At 66.5% G+C, this 18270-nt stretch carries 16 protein-coding genes; 5 read left to right on the forward strand and 11 right to left on the reverse strand.

Annotated features, from left to right (window positions below; translation table 11 throughout):
- Positions 1–39: 39 nt before the first annotated feature.
- Complete coding sequence (locus N6C22_RS09715) at positions 40–1395, forward strand: RimK family alpha-L-glutamate ligase (protein WP_261650902.1); 1356 nt, start codon at positions 40–42, stop codon at positions 1393–1395.
- Between the two features lie 34 nt (positions 1396–1429).
- On the opposite strand, the gene N6C22_RS09720 is transcribed toward N6C22_RS09715, so the two are convergent.
- From N6C22_RS09720 to N6C22_RS09750, 7 genes are all read right to left on the reverse strand, one after another.
- The gene (locus tag N6C22_RS09720; RefSeq protein ID WP_261650903.1) at positions 1430–2023 is read right to left on the reverse strand and encodes a hypothetical protein; all 594 of its coding nucleotides are present in this window, start codon (positions 2021–2023) and stop codon (positions 1430–1432) included.
- A gap of 186 nt (positions 2024–2209) precedes the next feature.
- A complete protein-coding gene (locus N6C22_RS09725) occupies positions 2210–2575 on the reverse strand; it encodes an AzlD domain-containing protein (protein WP_261650904.1) in 366 nt (121 codons plus the stop codon).
- Positions 2572–3264 (reverse strand): AzlC family ABC transporter permease, encoded by a 693-nt coding sequence (locus tag N6C22_RS09730; RefSeq protein ID WP_303647706.1) that lies wholly within the window; start codon positions 3262–3264, stop codon positions 2572–2574. Before N6C22_RS09730 ends, N6C22_RS09725 begins: the two co-directional genes overlap by 4 nt.
- Positions 3265–3513: 249 nt before the next feature.
- The gene (locus N6C22_RS09735) at positions 3514–4086 is read right to left on the reverse strand and encodes a DNA-3-methyladenine glycosylase (protein ID WP_261650906.1); all 573 of its coding nucleotides are present in this window, start codon (positions 4084–4086) and stop codon (positions 3514–3516) included.
- 72 nt (positions 4087–4158) lie between these two features.
- Positions 4159–4431, reverse strand: a complete 273-nt coding sequence (locus tag N6C22_RS09740; protein ID WP_261650907.1) for a hypothetical protein — start codon at positions 4429–4431, stop codon at positions 4159–4161.
- The gene (locus N6C22_RS09745) at positions 4428–5969 is read right to left on the reverse strand and encodes a Na+/H+ antiporter NhaC family protein (RefSeq protein WP_261650908.1); all 1542 of its coding nucleotides are present in this window, start codon (positions 5967–5969) and stop codon (positions 4428–4430) included. Before N6C22_RS09745 ends, N6C22_RS09740 begins: the two co-directional genes overlap by 4 nt.
- A 321-nt stretch (positions 5970–6290) precedes the next feature.
- Positions 6291–7442: an acyl-CoA dehydrogenase family protein gene (locus N6C22_RS09750; protein WP_261650909.1), complete on the reverse strand. Its 1152-nt coding sequence runs from the start codon at positions 7440–7442 to the stop codon at positions 6291–6293.
- Between the two features lie 116 nt (positions 7443–7558).
- Between N6C22_RS09750 and N6C22_RS09755 the strand changes: the two genes are divergently transcribed.
- From N6C22_RS09755 to N6C22_RS09770, 4 genes are all read left to right on the forward strand, one after another.
- Positions 7559–9535 carry a 3-hydroxyacyl-CoA dehydrogenase/enoyl-CoA hydratase family protein gene (locus tag N6C22_RS09755; protein WP_261650910.1) on the forward strand — a complete coding sequence of 659 codons (1977 nt, stop codon included), beginning with the start codon at positions 7559–7561 and terminating at the stop codon, positions 9533–9535.
- Positions 9536–9616: 81 nt separating this feature from the next.
- Complete coding sequence (locus N6C22_RS09760) at positions 9617–10042, forward strand: hypothetical protein (RefSeq protein WP_261650911.1); 426 nt, start codon at positions 9617–9619, stop codon at positions 10040–10042.
- 38 nt (positions 10043–10080) lie between these two features.
- Positions 10081–10809 carry a DICT sensory domain-containing protein gene (locus tag N6C22_RS09765; RefSeq protein ID WP_261650912.1) on the forward strand — a complete coding sequence of 243 codons (729 nt, stop codon included), beginning with the start codon at positions 10081–10083 and terminating at the stop codon, positions 10807–10809.
- 129 nt (positions 10810–10938) lie between these two features.
- The gene (locus tag N6C22_RS09770; protein ID WP_261650913.1) at positions 10939–11544 is read left to right on the forward strand and encodes a HalX domain-containing protein; all 606 of its coding nucleotides are present in this window, start codon (positions 10939–10941) and stop codon (positions 11542–11544) included.
- On the opposite strand, the gene N6C22_RS09775 is transcribed toward N6C22_RS09770, so the two are convergent.
- The 4 genes from N6C22_RS09775 to N6C22_RS09790 form a co-directional block, all read right to left on the reverse strand.
- Positions 11541–13580 carry a PAS domain S-box protein gene (locus tag N6C22_RS09775; RefSeq protein WP_261650914.1) on the reverse strand — a complete coding sequence of 680 codons (2040 nt, stop codon included), beginning with the start codon at positions 13578–13580 and terminating at the stop codon, positions 11541–11543. The two genes, N6C22_RS09770 and N6C22_RS09775, sit on opposite strands and share 4 nt — an antisense overlap.
- A gap of 172 nt (positions 13581–13752) precedes the next feature.
- Positions 13753–14901, reverse strand: a complete 1149-nt coding sequence (locus N6C22_RS09780) for an acyl-CoA dehydrogenase family protein (RefSeq protein WP_261650915.1) — start codon at positions 14899–14901, stop codon at positions 13753–13755.
- A 104-nt stretch (positions 14902–15005) separates the two neighbouring features.
- Positions 15006–16538, reverse strand: coding sequence for a hypothetical protein (locus N6C22_RS09785; RefSeq protein WP_261650916.1), 1533 nt, complete (start codon positions 16536–16538; stop codon positions 15006–15008).
- A 90-nt stretch (positions 16539–16628) separates the two neighbouring features.
- Positions 16629–18227 carry a hypothetical protein gene (locus N6C22_RS09790; protein ID WP_261650917.1) on the reverse strand — a complete coding sequence of 533 codons (1599 nt, stop codon included), beginning with the start codon at positions 18225–18227 and terminating at the stop codon, positions 16629–16631.
- Positions 18228–18270 lie beyond the last annotated feature (43 nt).

Below are 18270 nucleotides of genomic sequence, written 5' to 3' on the forward strand. Positions count from 1 at the left end.
CTGACAACGTTTTTGGAGGGGGCCTGAGTTGACCGTGATATGGATACTTCTGAGAGTGTACGTGTAGGGGTTCTCAGCCTTCACAACAGCAAGGAATCGAAGGCCATCTGTAACGCGGTCGAGGAGCTGGGCCACCAGCCGGAGTGGCTTCGCGAGCAGAACACGACAGTCCGAATCCGAGAGGAAGGGGTCACACTCGAACCGGACGTCGACGTCATCGCGAACCGGATGCTGCTCTCGAACACCGAGCAGCCGTGTGAGGAACTCGGTCTCGCCAACTCACTGAACAGTCTGCGGCCGATGCTCAACGAGCCGCAGGCGACACTCCGTGCTACGCACAAGATCGCGACGGCCGCGGCCCTCTCGGATAACGGCATCCGCGTGCCCGAGGCGTTCCTCGCGCTCAACGGCGACAACCTGAACGCGGTCCGTGACGAGTTCGGCGAGGAGGCAGTGTACAAGACGGCTATCGGGACCCACGGCGGTGGGACGTGGAAGGTCGGCCCCGACGAGCGCGTGAACGCGAAGGTCGGGAACCGCTACGCCTTCCTCCAGAAGCTCATCGACCGCGACGGCGAGCGCCACCGCGACATCCGCGTCTACGTCGTCGGCGACAAGGTCGTCGGCGCGATGTACCGCTACGCGCCGGACAACGACTGGCGGACCAACGTCGCGCTGGGCGGCGAGGTCCAGGACGCGACGCAGGATCTGCCGGAGAAGGTCCGCAAGATAGCGAAGCGCTCTGCCGACATCGTTGGCCTCGACTACGCTGGCGTCGACATCGTCGAAGGCGACAACGGCTGGTACGTCCTCGAGGTCAACCCGACCGCCGGGTTCAAGGGGCTCTACCAGGCGACCAACCGCTCGCCGGCACCCTACATCGCGAAGCTGGCCATCGAGCGGGCCGGTGGAGAGGTCGACGACGAGCGCGTCCGCGAACTCTCCGCGACGCTCGACGACTCGTGGCCGTCCTGCGCCCCGCGCGAGGTCACCGACAAGCCCGAGAAGCCCGTCATCGTCGGCTACACCGAGCAGGTCGTCGTCTCGGGGACCTCCGACAACAAGACCGTCATCGCGAAGTCCGACACGGGCGCGACCCGGACCTCCATCGACACCGGCCTCGCGGCCGACATCGGTGCCGGTCCCATCAAGTCCGTCATGCGCGTCAAGTCCGGCAGCCTGAAGCAGGGCAAGTCCCGCCCCGTCGTCGACCTCGTCGTCGGTGTCGGTGGCCAGCAGCACACCGTCACCGCGAGCGTCGAGGACCGGAGTCACATGGACTACCCCATCCTCCTCGGCCGTGACATCCTGCAGAACTACCAGGTCGACGTCTCCAAGCGCGCCGACAAGGCCGACGACGACGAGCGCGAAGAGGAAGAAGAAGCGCTCGAATAGTCGGTCTCACCGCACTCTCTTTCGCGTTCTCTCCCTACTTCTCCCCCGGCCCCGGCGGCGCGCCCGCACCGCCGAGGCGGTTCTTCTGGTCACGAAGGTAGTGCAGCGCCCCGGTCAGCGTCATGACGACCGCAAAGAGCCCTGCCAACGCGATTGCTGGCACACCGGCGAAGGGGACGATTCCCAGTCCGGCGAGCGCGGTGATGGCGAGGAAGACGCCCCCGAGACCCACGTAGAACTGGCTCCACGAGAGCTCGTTCTCCGGGACCACGTCGAAGTACACATCGAGCTCGTGGCAGGCGTCGGTGAGCGTGATGATGCCCTGTGCGGGTTCGTAGTCGATGAGGCCCGCGTCGTCGAGTTTCGGCAGGTGCGTCTGGTGTAACGCGATGTAGACGCGTTTCCGTTCGCTCGAGGAGACCATGTCGACGGGCTCGTCGTTCTCCCAGGCCGCGAGCTGGCGAGATATCTCTCGCTTGGTCGCGGTCTCGTCCTCCTTCTGCAGGAGATAGTGCAGCGTCTGTCTGCGTCGGCGGTTCGAGAGGACCTCGAACACCTCCTCCTTGCTCGGTCCTGTCCTGTCGGTCGATTCGTCTGGCAGTGGTGCTATCGCTTGCTTCGATCCCATTATCCCCATTCCCCCCTGGTAACCGTGTGGGTGTATGTGACACAACGCGGCCACAACTCTTAATCAACCGGGTTTACATTTCCGGGTGGCTGACTATTCTTCGGTGATTCCCGGTGGAAGTAAGCAAGCCGGAACCACCGGTAAGGAGCCGTTAACCGCGTGTTCCGGGGTGTCGAGAAGGCTCGTTCAGCCGAGGATACCGAGGGTCGCGCCGATCCAGTCGACGAGCCAGAGCGTGGCCATTCCGACCGCGATGGTCGCCAGTACGTCCTCGGTCCGCCAGGCGACGCCGGCCGCGACCGTCGCGGCGACGACCTTGGCGGGGTCGTAGGCGAGGCCGAACCCACCCGGGCCGGCTTCGAGCGAGACGATAGCAGGGACGACCAGCCCCGCGAGCACCGCAGCCGGGACGAGTCGCAGCACGGACTCGACCCGGTCGGGGACGTCCCGGATGCGCCCGAGCAACATGATGAACGAGAGCCGGATGGCGAACGTGCCGAGCCCGGCGACGAGGATGACGGCCCACACCGTCGCAGAATCGTAGCTCGTCACGGTTCGGCCCCCTCCGGCTGCGTCTCGGTGTCGGTCTCGCCGCCGGGGTCAGCGTCACGGAGATGGTCTCGAAGTGCACCGACCGTCAGCGCCAGCACGGCCGCGACGACGAGCCCAAGGTCGAACGGGAGCGCGGCGGCCGGGATGGCGATGGCCCCGGCGACGAGGGCGACGATTTCGGTGGTGCGGTCCGACAGCGCCGGGAACAGCAGCGCCATGAACGTCAGGGGGATGGCGAACTCCAGGGACAGGCCGGCCGGGACGTTCGCCCCGAGTGCGACGCCGGCGATAGTACAGACCTGCCAGACCCCCCACAGCGTGAACGCGGCACCGAGGTAGTACCACTTGCGACTGCGCTCCTCCGGGTCGGTCTGGCGGTACTCGGTTATCGAGAGCGCGTACGCCTGGTCGGTGAGCACGTAGGCGCACAGGGCCTTCCAGCGCGTGCTGAACCGGCTGAAGTACGGCGCGATGGAGGCGCTATACATCGTCATCCGGAGGTTGATGACGAGGACGGTGACGACGATGATGGCGAGCGGCGCGTCACGACCGAACAGCTCGATGGCCGCGAGCTGGGACGCGCCGGCGAAGACGATGGTGGACAGCCCGACCGCGTGGAGCGGGTCGAGACCGTTGTTGACTGCGCTCACGCCGGCGATGAGCCCGAACGGGATGATACCCAGGAGCATCGGCGCGGCCGCCCGTGCGCCGGCCAGGAGGTCGTCGCGGCTGCTCACTGGTGGGCCACCTCGCGATGGCTGGGCGTCGAACCCCGGTTCGTCCCACCCCGGGCCGGCACCCCCGGCGGTGCGTGCTGCTGCGCTGGTCGTGGCTGTGGCATCTACAACGGTGGCATTCGCCGGACCACAATAGTTCGTGCGTTACCGGCGCCCCGGGCCGGTACGGGTCGTGCTAGCCCGGGACTCCCCGTCGCCGGTTCAGTCGACGACTCGCCAGAGGTACCGGCTCGCATAGCTCCGGTAGGGCTGCCACCGCTCGGCGGTCTCGACCATCTCGGCCCGCGTCGCCTCGCCGTACAGTTCCTCCATCCCGCGGCGGATGCCGAGGTCCTCGACCGGGAACACGTCCTCGCGGCCGAGACAGAAGATGAGGAACATCTTGGCCGTCCAGTCGCCGATGCCCGTTATCTCGGTGAGTTCCGCGACGACCGCGTCGTCGTCCAGGTCGTGCAGTCGCTCGACCGAGAGCCCGTCCTCGAACCGTTCGGCGACGTTCCGGACGTAGCGAATCTTCTGGCCGGAGAGCCCCACGTCGCCCAGCGCCTCGTCGTCGGCTGCGAGCAACCCGGCCGGTGTCACCTCGAACCGGTCGAACAGCCGCTCCCGGATGGCCGCGGCGGACTGCACCGAGAGCTGCTGGTTCACGATAGAGACCACCAGCCGCTCGAACGGCTCGGGGTGTGGTTCGACCGTCAGCTCACCGTGTTCGTCCACCAGCGGGCCGAGGTCGGGGTCGGTGCGGAGGAACTCGTGTGGGTCGGTTTCGGACACGTCGGACGACAGGCTCTCCGACGGATTAAACCACCCGCTCTCGGCGATGCACTCGAAGAAGGAACCGGTCGACTACAGCCCGCGCCCGTCGATGACGCCGACGAGAACCGCCTTGCCGGTGTCGGTGCTCTCGTCGAACTCCTCGACGCGGACCTGCACCCGCTCGTCGACGAGCGACGCGGGGTCGTCGACGCCGGGCAGGAGCAGTTCAGAGTCACCGACGCGGAGGACGGCCGTCCCGTCCCGCGTCCCAGTGACGAACGCGGTCACCTCATCGCCCTGTCCGAACGAGGGCGTCCGGGTGCGGAAGCCGATGCCAGCGAACACCGAGGTGAACAGGCTCATACGCGCTCCACCTCCGCGGACTGGCGGTCGTGAACGTATTCACGGCCGTAGCCGGTCCACGCGGCGAAGACGAACACCGCCACGAGGAACCAGCCGTGGAAGACGTACGGCCAGACGGCGACCGGGTTGACGACCATGTCCTGCGTGAACCACGGGATGGACTGGGTCAGACTCGTCATCGCCCCGTAGCCCGCGAGCAGCCCGCCGCCCCACGGGAAGATGTACCCGAGAGCGGAGGTGTTCGCGTCGAGGATGTTCGCGCGCCGGTAGCCGTTCAGGTTGAACCGGCCACCGAGCTTGGCGATGTACGGCGCGATGGCGATCTCGGCCGCGGTGTTGATGGTGATCATCCCGTTGACCAGCGCGGTGCCGAGGACCATCGTGACCTCCGCACGGCGGACCGTCGTCGCGACGGACTCGATGAGGAAGTCGAGGATGGCCTCGAAGCCACCGCCGCGGATCATGATCTCTGCGGCCGCGACGATGAGCAGCGTCAGGACGATGAGCGGGAAGAACCCGATCGCCCCGTTGTACAGCGCGCCACCGACCGACACCGGCTCCCCGGCGTTCTCGGCCAGCTGGACGAACGGGAGCCAGGTGAACGAGGTCGCGAGGCTGGTCTCCGACGGCGTGTAGAACACGATGATGTCCGAGACCGACGAGAGGCCGAGGAGCAGGTTCGCTCCGATGGCGGTGAACAGACCCCACGAGACCGCCTCGACGATGTGGCGGCCCTTGATGGCCGTCACGATGACGACGCCCATCGAGACGAGGTGGACGAGGCCGACGGCGTTAGCCTGTTCGGACAGGTTCACGCCCGCACCGGAGACGTCGATACCGGCCATCGACATCCCGGCGAAGATGTACGCGATGAACGCGAACAGCGCCGCGACGAGCGCGTACTTCAGCCGCGAGGAGACGACGCCACCGATATCGGCGTCCTGGGTCACTGCACTCACGATGGTCGTGTCGGAGACCGGCGCGAGGTTGTCGCCGAACACCGCCCCCGAGAGGATGGCGGCGAACAGCAGCGTCGGGTTCGCGCCGAGCAGGATGCCCGCCGGGAACACGACGGTCGTGAACGTGATGGCCGTCCCGTACCCGGTCCCGATACCGGTCGCGAGCAGGGCGGCGAGCACGAACGTCACCGCGGGAAACAGGTCACCCGCGACGCCGGCCACGTCGGCGGCCCAGACCAGGCCGTTCACGAACTGTCCTGCCTGCAGGACGTTCGCGAACATCCCCGCCCAGAGCCACGCGACGACGGCGGTCGCGGCGACCCGCTGTGTCATCCCGTCGAAGATGGTGTCCGCATAGTCTTTCCACGAGCCCTTGACGAGGAGCATCCCGGCGATGAGTCCGACGAGCATCCCGAGGACGAGTCCCTGCGTGTCACCGACGCCGAGGACGCCGCTCTGGAAGATCGCCCAGGCGACGAACACGGCGAGTGGCACGGCACTCGCGGCACGCCCACCGTAGAACTGGAGAGCCGGTGGGCTCGATTCGTCACTGTCGTCTAACGATTCCATCTCTGCCATCGCACGTGGGAAGATTATGGTCGATTATAAAACTCCACGAATTAAATCAAAACTTTCCGAATGGTTTTGTTATTGCGCCGATAGATGCGGTAATCGGGCTGAAGGATACGTTTCTGGACGAATCCAGCGAAAATCGATTGCTAGAGTCATCCGAGTAGAATCGAACCCCTAGTTCCTCTTTTCAGGTTCGTGTGCTAATTTTACGTCGCGGGTGCGAACGCGCTTTTCGATTCGAAACGCCGCAAAACGGCAGGTAGCGCCAGAAGAATCCTGTCGGAGAATACCGAGAGAGATCGGGGAGGCTGGTCGGTCGGGAAGTGGTCAGAAGCCCTTGCCCATCAGCTCGCGGGCGATGATGTTCTTCTGGATCTCGGTGGTGCCCTCGTAGATCTGCGTGATCTTCGCGTCGCGGTAGAAGCGCTCGACCGGGAAGTCGTTCACGTAGCCCGCGCCACCGTGGATCTGGACGGCCTCGTCGGCCACGGAGACGGCGACGTTGGAGGCGAACTCCTTCGCCATGGAGGCGAGCATCGTGATGTCCTCGCCCTGGTCGACGTTCCAGGCGGCCTTGTAGGTGAGGTTGCGTGCGGCCTCGGTCTTCGTGTGCATCTCGGCGAGCTTGTGCTGGATGGCCTGGAAGTCGCCGATGGGACGGCCGAACTGCTCGCGCTCCTTGGCGTACGAGAGGGCGGCCTCGGAGGCACCCTTCGCGATACCGACGCCCTGTGCGGCGACGGCGGTCCGGGTCTCGTCGAAGAACTGCATCTGCTGGAGGAAGCCCATGCCGCGGGTCCCGATGAGGTTCTCCTCGGGGACGCGCACGTCGTCGAGGATGAGTTCGGCGGTGTCGGAGGCGCGGATGCCGAGTTTGCCGGTGATCTTCTCGGACTTGAAGCCGTCGCGGTCGGACTCGACGACGATCTGGCTGAAGCCGTTGTAGCGGCCCTCGGCGTCGGGGTCGGTCTGGCAGAGGACGACGTAGTAGTCCCCGATGGACCCGTTCGTGATCCACATCTTGTTGCCGTTGATGACCCACTCGTCACCGTCCTTCTCGGCCTGCGTGCTCACGGAGGAGACGTCGGAGCCGGTGTCGGGCTCGGAGATGGCCGCGCCCATGATGGCCTCGCCGGTCGGGATGGGCTCGAGGAAGCGCTCTTTCTGCTCTTCGGTCCCGAACTCCATGATGGCGTCCGCGCCGAAGGAGGCGGAGGTCAGACACAGGCCGATACCCGCGTCGACCGCGAACAGCTCCTCGGTGATGAGGGCCGACTCGAGGTTGCCGTAGTCGGCGCCGCCGTACTCGAACGGGATGTGCGCGCCGAGCAGGCCGGCGTCGGCGGCCTTCTCCATGACCTCCCACGGGAACTTCTCTTCGACGTCGTACTCCTGCGCGACGGGCTCGATCTCGTTCTCCGCGAACCGTCGAACCTCCTCTTTGATCTGTTTCTGCTCGTCTGTAAGGGCGAAGTCCATAGGCAACTATTAACGAATTCAGGGTTAAAAATCTATGTAACCCGAAATAAACTGGAAAAGAGTTTCTCGTTTCAGCAGGGGAAACCTTGAAACGGTTGCCAGTTGTCGGTCCGAACATGGAGTTGGACCAAATCAACACTATCACAGTTCTTGGTGCAGGGAACATGGGCCACGGCATCGCCGAGGTCGCAGCCCTCGCAGGATACGACGTCAACCTGCGCGACATCAACGACGAGCTCGTCCAGGACGGCTACGACCAGATCGAGTGGAGCCTGAACAAGCTCGCGGAGAAGGAAGCCATCACGCAGGACGACGCGGACGCCGCAATCGACCGCGTGACACCCATCGTCGACCTCGAGGAAGCGGTTCAGGACACGGACTTCGTCATCGAGGCCATCGTCGAGCGGATGGACATCAAGAAGGACGTCTGGGGCGAGGTCGACGAGTACGCGCCCGACCACGCCGTCTTCGCGACAAACACGTCCAGCCTCTCCATCTCGGAGATCGCGACCGCGACCGACCGCGCCGACCAGTTCTGCGGGATGCACTTCTTCAACCCGCCGGTGCGCATGGACCTCGTCGAGGTCATCTCCGGCGCGGAGACGAGCGACGAGACGATGGACGTCACCGAGGACCTCGCGGAAGCGATGGGCAAGACGCCCGTTCGCGTGCGCAAGGACGTCCCCGGGTTCATCGTCAACCGCATCCTCGTCCCCCTGATGAACGAGGCCGCGTGGCTCGTCCACGACGGCGAAGCGACCATCGAGGAGGTCGACTCCACGACGAAGTTCGACATCGGCCTCCCGATGGGCAGCTTCGAACTCGCGGACTACGTCGGCATCGACGTCGGCCATCACGTGCTCGACTACATGCACGACGAGCTCGGCGGCAAGTACGAGCCGTGCCCGCTCCTCGTCGAGAAGGTCGAAGAGGAGAACCTCGGCCAGAAGACCGGCAAGGGCTTCTACGACTACGAGGACGGCGACGGTGCCGACATCCCGATGGACGAGCACAGCGCGCTCGTCAAGGAGCGCCTGCTCGCCTCGATGGCGAACGAGGTCTCCTACCTCATCGGTGACGACGTGGCCTCCGCGGACGAGATCGACCAGGCCGTCAAACTCGGCGGGCGCTTCCCGAAGGGCCCGGCCAAGATGGCCGACGAGTACGGCCTCAACAAGCTCCTCTCGGCGCTGAAGTCCGCCTACGAGGAGACCGAGCACACCCGCTACGAGCCCGACGAGCACTTCGAGAGCTTCGTCGGCGAGGGCTTCCACGGTGGCGCGGGTGCCGAAGAGGACGACAGCGTCGACTTCGACACGCTGGAACTCCACTACCCCGGCGACATGGTCGGCCACATCGAGCTCAACCGGCCCCAGCAGATGAACTCCATCTCCCTGGAGCTCATCGAGGAACTCGACGCTGCCATCGACATCATGGAGGAGGACGACGAGGTTCGCGCCATCCTCATGACCGGTGCGGGCGGCAAGGCGTTCTCCGCCGGTGCCGACTTCATGAGCATCGCGGGCGGCGGTGCGGACCCGCTCGGTGCCGTCGAGCTCTCGAAGTTCGGCCAGGAGACGTTCGGTCGCCTCGAGGAGATCGAGATGCCGGTCGTGGCCGCCATCGACGGCTACTGTCTCGGCGGCGGCATGGAGCTGGCGACCTGCGCCGACATGCGCCTCGCGACGACGCGCTCGAACTTCGGCCAGCCCGAGTTCGATCTCGGCCTGCTCCCCGGCTGGGGCGGCACGCAGCGTCTCCAGCGCATCGTCGGCATGGGCCGCGCGAAGGAGATCATCTTCACGACGGACCACTTCGACGCCGAGACGATGCACGACTTCGGCTTCGTGAACGAGGTCGTCGAGCCCGGTGAGTTCGAGGAGAAGGCCCACGAACTCGCCGCCAAGCTCGCCGGTGGCCCGCCGATCGCCATGCGCTACACGAAGCGCGCCATGGCGAAGGGCTGGGACGACACCGACGCCGGCCTCGAGATCGAGAGCATGGGCTTCGGCCACGTCGTCGGCACCGAGGACGTGCACGCGGGCATCAACGCGTTCTTCGGCGACGACGACCCCGAGTTCGAAGGCAAGTAACCCGGTTCGACCACCACCGTTTTTTCGCGCCCGAGTGCCGCCAGAGACAGGACTTTACCATCGTGGTCCCCAGCCACCGGTATGTTCACCGGGAAGACGGAGCAGCCGTGTTGTCTCTGCGACGACCCGGAGACGGCCACCCGCATCGACCTCCCACCGCGGGCGGTCCCGGAGATGAAACACGCCGACGCCATCGCGTGGCAGGACATCGTCGGCGAGGTCTCCATCCACTTCTGTGCGAACGACTGGGAGCTCGTCAGGGACCTCGTGCTCGACATGGGCATGAACCCACTCGGGCGCTGTAACGTCGCTCGCGCGTCGTTCGACCTCCGCGAGGACTTCGAGGCGCTGTTGAGCCAGACGCGGGACGAGCCGGACCACGGCCCGGTCGAGCAGCGGATGCTGGAGAAGAGCGAGGCCGTCCTCGACGACGAGGAAGCGACAGACCGGGCGCGGGTCGAGGCGCTCCTCGTCCGGTGGACCCTGTCGGAACGCCTACCCAGTTAGGGAGAACCGGCATCCTGTCTGGGGTGGTCCGGGAGGATATGACACTCCTCGATATCGTCGACCGCGTCCGCCGGCGTGAGAAGACGTTGACGTTGTTCAACCTGCCCCCCGGCTCGTCGCTCGACACCCGACTCGCCTCGTTCTTCCGGGACCAGAACCTCCGTGTCGAGGTCGACGATACCTCCGCGGCGGCACCGTGTTTCGCCACACTGACCGACGGCGAGACACTGTATACGGCGGTCGACGCGAGCGACCTGTTCGACCTGCTCGACGGGCCCGACGCCGGCCCCGACGACCTCGGTGTGGACGACTCCGCGCACGCGGCCCTGCTCGCCCCGCTGAAGGAGACCACGTTCACCAGCTACGACCGGGACGACATGATGGCCGTCACGCGCGAGATCGAAGACCGGGCCTTCCGTACGGGCAGTGGAACGCTCTCGGCCGGCTTCCAGCGACTCTCGAACTTCGACGACCAGACCGACGTGTACCGACGCCTCGCGACGACCGACCTCGACCTGCACGTGTTCGGCCAACCCGACGGCCACACCGCCGTCGATGGGGTGACCGTCCACGGGCTCGACACAGAGGAGATACGACGGACCTGGTTCGTCGTGTTCGACGGCGGTGGCCGTCCCGAGCTGAAGAGCGCCCTGCTGGCGGTCGAACGCGGTGCGGGCGCGTTCTACGGCACGTGGTCCTACGACCCGACGGTCGTGGACGAGGTGACGGAGCACCTGTTGACCCACACCGACCACGTGGCCCCCTAACGTCTCGGTTCGACAGGACGACAGGACCCGGCCAGAACCGGGAGACGGGAGGGAATACCATCGCCAGACGTACCAGAAATTAAATATGTGGGCGCGGCATTTATCAACCATAGCCTCCATGGGTCGTGTGTGGCAGAAAACGACGGTCAAGGGGCTGGTAGCTCATCGGACGGCCTCGAGGTGCTCGTCGTCGACGACGAGTCACGACTGGCAGACCTCTTCGCGGCGTGGCTCACGACGGAGTACAACGTCGAAGCGGCCTACGACGGGGAATCGGCGCTCGAGCTGATGGAAGAGTCGGTGGAGATCGTCCTGCTGGACCGACGGATGCCTGGACTCTCGGGTGACGAGGTGCTCGAACGTATCCGGGCGGACGGCTACGACTGTCGAGTGGTGATGGTCACGGCTGTCGACCCGGACTTCGACATCATCGAGATGGGCTTCGACGACTACCTCGTCAAGCCGGTCTCGAAGGACGAACTTCTCGATGTCGTCAAGAACGTCACCTCACGGTCGGACTACGAGAGCGACATCCAGGAGTACTACTCGCTGGTCTCGAAGAAGTCGCTCCTCGAGTCCGAGAAATCCGAGCGCGAACTCGACGACAACGAAGAGTACGCCGAACTGTGTGCGCGTGTCGACGAACTTCGCAACAAGGTCGACGACGCCGTCTCCGGAATGAAAGACCACGACGATTTCGTCGGGGCGTTCCAGGACCTTCCCGGCGGCAGCTAGGCCGGTTTCACGTCCGAGAACTCGAACCGAGCACCACCTTCAGCGCTTTCGACGACGCGGGTCGTCCAGCCGTGAGCACTTGCTACTTCTCGCACGACCCAGAGCCCGATGCCCAGGCCGTCCTCCGACGTCGTGAACTCCGAATCGAACGCGTTCTCCCGAACCGTTTTCGGCATCCCCTCGCCGTCGTCGGCGACGTAGAAGCCCGCGGGTCGGGTCAGTTCGGGTTCCTCGGGTGCAGCGTTGTCCTCGCCGGGGAACTCGAAGCCGCCCGTCGAGACCTCGGTCTCCCCGTCGTCGACTGTGGGGGGTTCGAGCAATCCGACGTCGATGGCGACGTCCTCGCCACCGTGTTCGACCGCGTTCCGGAACAGGTTCTCCAGCGCCCGCAGGAGCCGGGAGCGGTCGGCCGCGAGACGCATCGACTCACCCACCGTCAGGGTCGCCGACTTGGTATCGACGTTGGACCACGCCTCGCGGACGATGTCCTCGAGGTCGGTCGGCTCCGTCTCCGTGACGGTCTGGCCCTGCCGGGCGATGGCGAGCACGTCCGCGACGATGTCCTCCATGCGGTCGAGGCCGTCCTCGACGTGCTGGATGTACGTCGCGACCGAATCGTCGGTCTGCTCTTTGACCAGGTCGAGGTAGCCCTGTGAGACCCCGAGCGGGTTGCGAAGGTCGTGGCTCACGATGCTGGCGAACGCGTCGAGACGTTCGTTCTGTCGCTGGAGCTCCTGTTCGCGCTTCTTCCGTTCGGTGACGTCACGGACGACGCCGACGGTCCCGCGGAACTGCTCGTCCTCGAACGGGAGGAGCGCGATCTGGACCTCGCCCGGGAACGTCCTGCCGTCCTTGGTCTCGACGACGACCTCCTGGGTCTCGCCTTCCATGCGTCGGTCACGGACCATCCGTCGGATGATGTCACGGCCCGCCGAGATCGACTCGTCGTCGAGGATGATGGAGATGTGTTCCCCGAGCAGGCCCTCGCGGGAGTAGCCCGTCATCGACATCATCGCGTTGTTGACGGTCATGAAGTGGCCGTCGGAGTCGAGGACGTACATGCCGTCGCCGACCGTCTCGACGAGGCGCTCGTAGCGACGCAGGACGCGCTCTTGCTGGTCGATGCGCCCGCGGATGGCGATGGTGTCGAGGACGTGCGAGACGCTGCTGGCGATCTCCCTGACCGCGCTCGTCTCCATCTCGTCGAACCCCTCGTCGTCGTTCGAGTAGACCCCGAGGATGCCGTACAGCTCGTCCTCGTATGCGAGGGGGGCGATGGCGACCGCGTTGCAGTCGCGCTCGGTCGCGGTCGCCCGCCACGGGACGGCCGCCTCGTGGGCCTCGATGTCGTTGATTATCTGGACCTCGCGACTGCGCAGCGCCCGGTCGATGACCGACTGGCGACCCGACCGCCCGACCGGGAAGGTCATGCTGATGGGCCAGTCGCCGGTCTCGCTCGCGGCGACCCACGGCACGACCTGGCGCTCGCCCCGGTCGTACTCGCCGACCCAGGCGAACTTGTAGCGCCCGCCCAGGGTGAGCTGGTCGCAGACGGCCTCCTCGATGTCCATCGGGGAGGACGCGTCGACGAGCGAGCGTTTCACGTCGCGGACGACGTCTTCGGGGCGGTTGCCACCCGGTGGAGCGGCGGTGCCGTGGTTCCTGACGACGGAGTTCGCGACCCAGCCGGCGAACGCGTCGTCCGAGCCCGGCGTCCCGATGGAGTCGAGGAAGTCGACGACCTCCATGACGGCGACACCGTCGCCCCGCTCGGCGTTGTACTCCGAGAGGACGAGCAGCGGGAGGTCGGGATGGCGCTCGCGGGTCGCCTGGAAGATGGCCGGGGAGTCGAGGGCGGTCGCATCGTCGGCGACGATGCAGTCGAGGGAGCCGTCGTCGAGATGGTCGATGATACCGTCGAACCCCGCCGCGGTCAGCACGTCGACGTTCGGGTAGGACCACTCCAGGGGTGCCGCCAGCCGTTCGCGTAGCTCGGCGTCGTTGCTGATGACGAGTACGGTGCTGGTGGCGCTCATTCGGAGAGGTACACCTCGGTGTCGACCAACGACAGTTCAGCCCGGCCCCACGCGAACATCGAGTCTGTTATCGATGCTGTTCGCCGGTTCCGATAAAGACGCTTGTGGTTACCTAGCCACACACCGTGGGTGTGGGTCGGTCTGTCGCCAGCGACATTTGAACGTTCGCGGCTCAGGCTTGCCGGTAGACGAGGTTGCGCTGGATGGCGTTCGCGCCCTCGTAGATGACCGGGATGCGCACGTCGCGGTAGACCCGGGCGATGCGGCGCTCGTCGAGCACGGACCGACCGCCGTGGAGTTGCATGCCCTTCTCGGCGTTGTGGGTGGCAGTCTCGGTGGCCTTCGTCTTGGCCATGGCCGCCCAGTAGCCGGCGTTCTGTCCCGACGCGACCTTCTCGCAGGCCCGCCAGGTGAGCGACCGGGCAGACTCGAACTCGATGAGCATGTCGGCGAGGTCGTGCTGGACCGACTGGAAGTCGCTGACCTTGCGGCCGAACTCCTCGCGGTCGTGGACGAAGTCCCAGGCCTCCTCGATGGCGGCGGCAGCCAGACCGAGGCCGTGGCCGGCGACCACGACGCGACCGTGGTTGAAGAACTCCGCGAGCATCATGAAGCCGTTGCCCTCGTAGCCGATGATGTTCTCCTCGGGGATGCGGCAGTCGTCGAAGGTGATGTGGGCCTGCTTCGACGCCCGGAAGCCCATCTTCTCGGGGATGTGCTCGGCCTCGTACCCCTCGGTGTCGGTCGGAACGATGAACATCGAGTGGTTCCCGTACCGGTTGTCCGGGTTGTCGCCCGTTCTCGCGTAGACGGTCACCCAGTCGGCCTCGACGCCGTTGCCGATCCAGTACTTCTCGCCGTTGAGGACGTACTCGTCGCCGTCCTTCTCGGCGGTTGTTTGCATGCCGGCGAGGTCGCTCCCCGTCTCGGGTTCCGAGACCGCCAGCCCGGAGAGCTGCTCGCCCTCCGCGACCGGTCGGAGGTACTTCTCCTTCTGCTCCTCGTTTCCGTACTCGTACGTTATCTCGCAGCCGAAGCTGGCGAGCTGGAGGGTGAGCGCGATGCCGGCGTCGGCGCGGTAGAACTCCTCCGTGATGGCCAGTATCTCCGGGAGCGAGAGGCCGCGACCGCCGTACTCCTCGGGAATGTCCTGTGCGACGAGGCCCACCTCCTGCCCGGCTTCCAGGATGTCGGTCGGGTAGTCGCCGGAGCTGTAGTACTCCTGGGCGTTGGGTTCGATGTGCTCTGCCGCGAACTCGCGGGCTTCTGCTTTGATATCCAGGGCTTCCTCCGGGACGATGGAGTCCTCGAGAAGTTCCATAGGCCGGGGTTCGGACCGTGGGCCTATATAGCGTTTGGCACGGTGAATGTGTCGCCGCTTCCTCGCGCTTCCCGCGTCCGATTCTGCTGCCCCATCTCCGGGCCTCAGAGGCCACGTCGGGTTCGGCGCACCTGGTACGCCTGCCCCTCGAAGACGAACCGTCGAGTGCGGACCTGTTCGAGGCCGACCGCCCCGAGTGCGCGCCCGATGACCCGGGGTGACGTGTGGAGGTAGACTGCAGCCACCGAGTCGTCTCCGCGCAGGTACGAGAGCGTGTTCCGGAGCCCGTCGAGCTGCATCACCTGTTCGAACAGGAGCGTCTCGGCCGCGTCGTCGACCCGGATACATTCGAGGAACGGGTCGCCGCGCTGGCGGCGCGTGGACCTGACGACGACCGTCTCGTCGTGCTGTTCGGTCGCTTCGACGTGGCTCGTCGGTGCGAGCGAGACCGTCTCGCCCGACAGTTCCAGCAGGGCCGCGACACACGACGACCGAACCTCGTGGTCGACCGAGCCGAACCGAACCGCGTAGCGCCCCGTCCTGAGCCCCGGAATCGCGACCGTTCGGGCCGCCTCGTCGATATCCTCCGCCTCCTGCCCGAGTGCGAGCGAGCGCGTCACGGTCTGGCCGGGACCGAGTGCGGGGTAGCTTCGCTGAATCCGGGCGGGTGGCCGGAGTGGAACCCAGCGGCCGACGTGCCAGCGGTAGAGCTGGACCCGCGTCGGCGCGACCGGGTACGAGCCGTAGTTCGAGAGCGTCACCGATATCGACCCGGGCAGCCGCACCCGTTCCTGGGACGGCGTCAGGTACGCGGTCATCCCGGTGTCTCGGGCATTGTGGAACCACTCGGGCGAACAGTCCGGTAGGCTCGGGACGGGCCCGCCCGCGAACGGGTCCTCGTCGCCTGCGAAGACGGACTCCGCCGCCCGGACCGCCGTCGGGTCCCACACGGACAGCCCGAAAGTGAGGTTCGGGACCGCCGACTCGAAGCGATAGACACCGCGCTGAAGGCAGGTGTCGCTGCCCGGGTCTGTCAGGACCAGATACTCCCTGCCGACGGTCTCGTCGCTCTCGATGGTCACGGTGGTTCCCTCGACGTCGACCGGAATCGAGTTTGCGGCGCTCCAGCACCCCTCCGACGGCTCCGTCGGGCGAACCGACGAGAACCGTTCGTCCATCACGGGGACCAGCACCAGTTGCGGTCGCTCGACCATGGTGTCTGCATCGGAGAGGTCGTCACCCGCGGTCCGCCCGACCAGCCCCCCGAACGGGACGACCCCGGGGAAGGAGAACTCGCCCGCGCTCGGGAACGTGTTGGTCGCGCCGATCCACAGCCGTGGCGGCGTGTTCGTCGAGCCGTCGGCCGTGAACCCGACGCGCACGTCGAGGCTGTCCGGCCCGCCGTCCACATCGACGACCGCCAGCCGACGGTGGTGCTCCCCCAGATGCGAGACCGCAGTCCTCGTCGGGTCGGTCGGCGGGGCTGACGCGAACGTCGGCGCGGGGCGCTGGGTCGCCGTCCCGTCGACCTGGAACGGCTCACGGGTCTGTCGCCCGGCCACGTCGCCGAGCCCGTTGCAGCCAGCGAGCGCCGAGAGACCGCCGGTGAGCCCGGCGAGGAGGGAGCGTCGCTTCACGGTTCGTCCATCCTTCGCTGCGCGTAGACTACTGTCTTCGGGAGGCGGGTGTCGACTACGCCTCGGCGGCCGCCGGTTGAGGGCCCGTTCTCACTCCGGTACCGGGGCGGTCGCCCGGTAGACCGTGCCGTCGAACTGGAAGGTGAACGTCCGTTCCGTGTTCGGCACGGTCTCGTCGTCGGTGGCATCGTCCCCACTGTCACCGTCTCCACTGGCATCGTCGTCGGTGGCATCGTCGGTGGCCGCATCGTCGGTCGGGCCCAGGGCGGGCCCGAGGACCTGCGCCACCGCGTCGGCCGTCGTGGTGAGCCTGACGCTGTCGACGGTCTCGTCCCCGTGGAGGAACGCCAGCGTGTCCCGGAGTGCCTGGCGCTGGAACACCTGTTCGAGGACGAACGTCACCTGCGGGTCGCGCCCGGGTGCCCGGGACAGTTCGACCGTGGCGCGGTCGTTTTCGGGGAGTGACTCACTGCCCGCCGGTGTCGCCGCAACCACGAGCGTCCCGGTCTCCGGGTCCCGGGACGGCGTGCCGACGAACGGGGAGGGCGAAAGCCGCACGCGAGACCCCGCGGTCACGTCGAACAGGGCCGCGACGCAGTTCACCGTCTCCAGGTCGCGGAACGCCCCGAAGAAGACCGCGTACCGACCGGACCGGAGCCCGGGCAGGGCCGACCGGTCGACGATGGACCGGGGTTCGCTGCCGACCCGGAGCGTCCGCGTTTCGGTCTCTCCCGGGAACAGCGCGGCCGGGAGCTCGCCGGCTGGCGTCGGCAGCAGTGAGCGCCACTCGCCGTCGCGCAGTTTGAACACCCGGACCGCCGTCGGGACGACGCGCTGGTCGCTCAGGTCGTGCAGCGTGAACCGGACCGGGACGGGGGTCGTGACCGACTCGCTGGTCGGTTCGAGGAATATCTCGCCGTCGGTCTCGTGGAACCACCGGGTCGCACAGGCCGGGAGGTCCGGGACGGTCTCGCCGCTGAACCGTGACGCTGGCTTCCGGGTCGACTCCCAGACAGAGACGGTGAACGTGGTGCCACGGTCGTCGCGAAAGCGGTACACACCTGGGAGCAGGCAGTCGCCATCGTCCGGGGTGACGATGTCGTACTCCCGTTCCACCTCCTCACCCGGGTCCAGGTCGACCGACTCGGTTATGTCCGGGGGTCGGAAGGCCTTCGGGAACCGCCAGCAGCCTTCGGTCTCCCACGACCACGCCACGTCGAATCGCTCGTCGTTCGTCGGCACGAGCAGCAGTCGCGGCGGCTCGCTCGCGTTCCGAGCCGCGTCTGGACCGGTCGTCCGCGCCTCGTACGTGCCGACGTAGGACCCGAAGGGCTCGACGCCGTCGAACTGGAACGTGGCGGGGGTCTCGCCCGTGTTCGTCGCCGCTATCGACAGTCTAGGCGGGTGCTTCGGTGTCCCGTCCTCGGTGAAGCCGACGCGGTACCCGAGCCGGTCCGCCGCCGTTCCGACGTCTGCAACCGCGAGTTCGACGGGCGTGTCACCGAGGGTGGAGACCGCCCGCGAACGGAGCCCCGAGGCGTCCGATTCGGTGGTGCCACTCCGGGTCGTCGGCACCGAGAACGGTTCACGCGTCCCTGTCCCGGCGCTCGAACCATCCCCGAGTCCGTTACACCCGGCGAGGGCCGTCAGGCAGCCAGTGACGCTCGCGAGCAGGCTCCGTCGTCGCACGATAGACGTGCATTGGGCGCAGAGGAAATCGTTCTTCGGGTCG

This window comes from Haloarchaeobius sp. HME9146 (assembly GCF_025399835.1).
Taxonomy (GTDB): Archaea; Halobacteriota; Halobacteria; order Halobacteriales; family Natrialbaceae; genus Haloarchaeobius.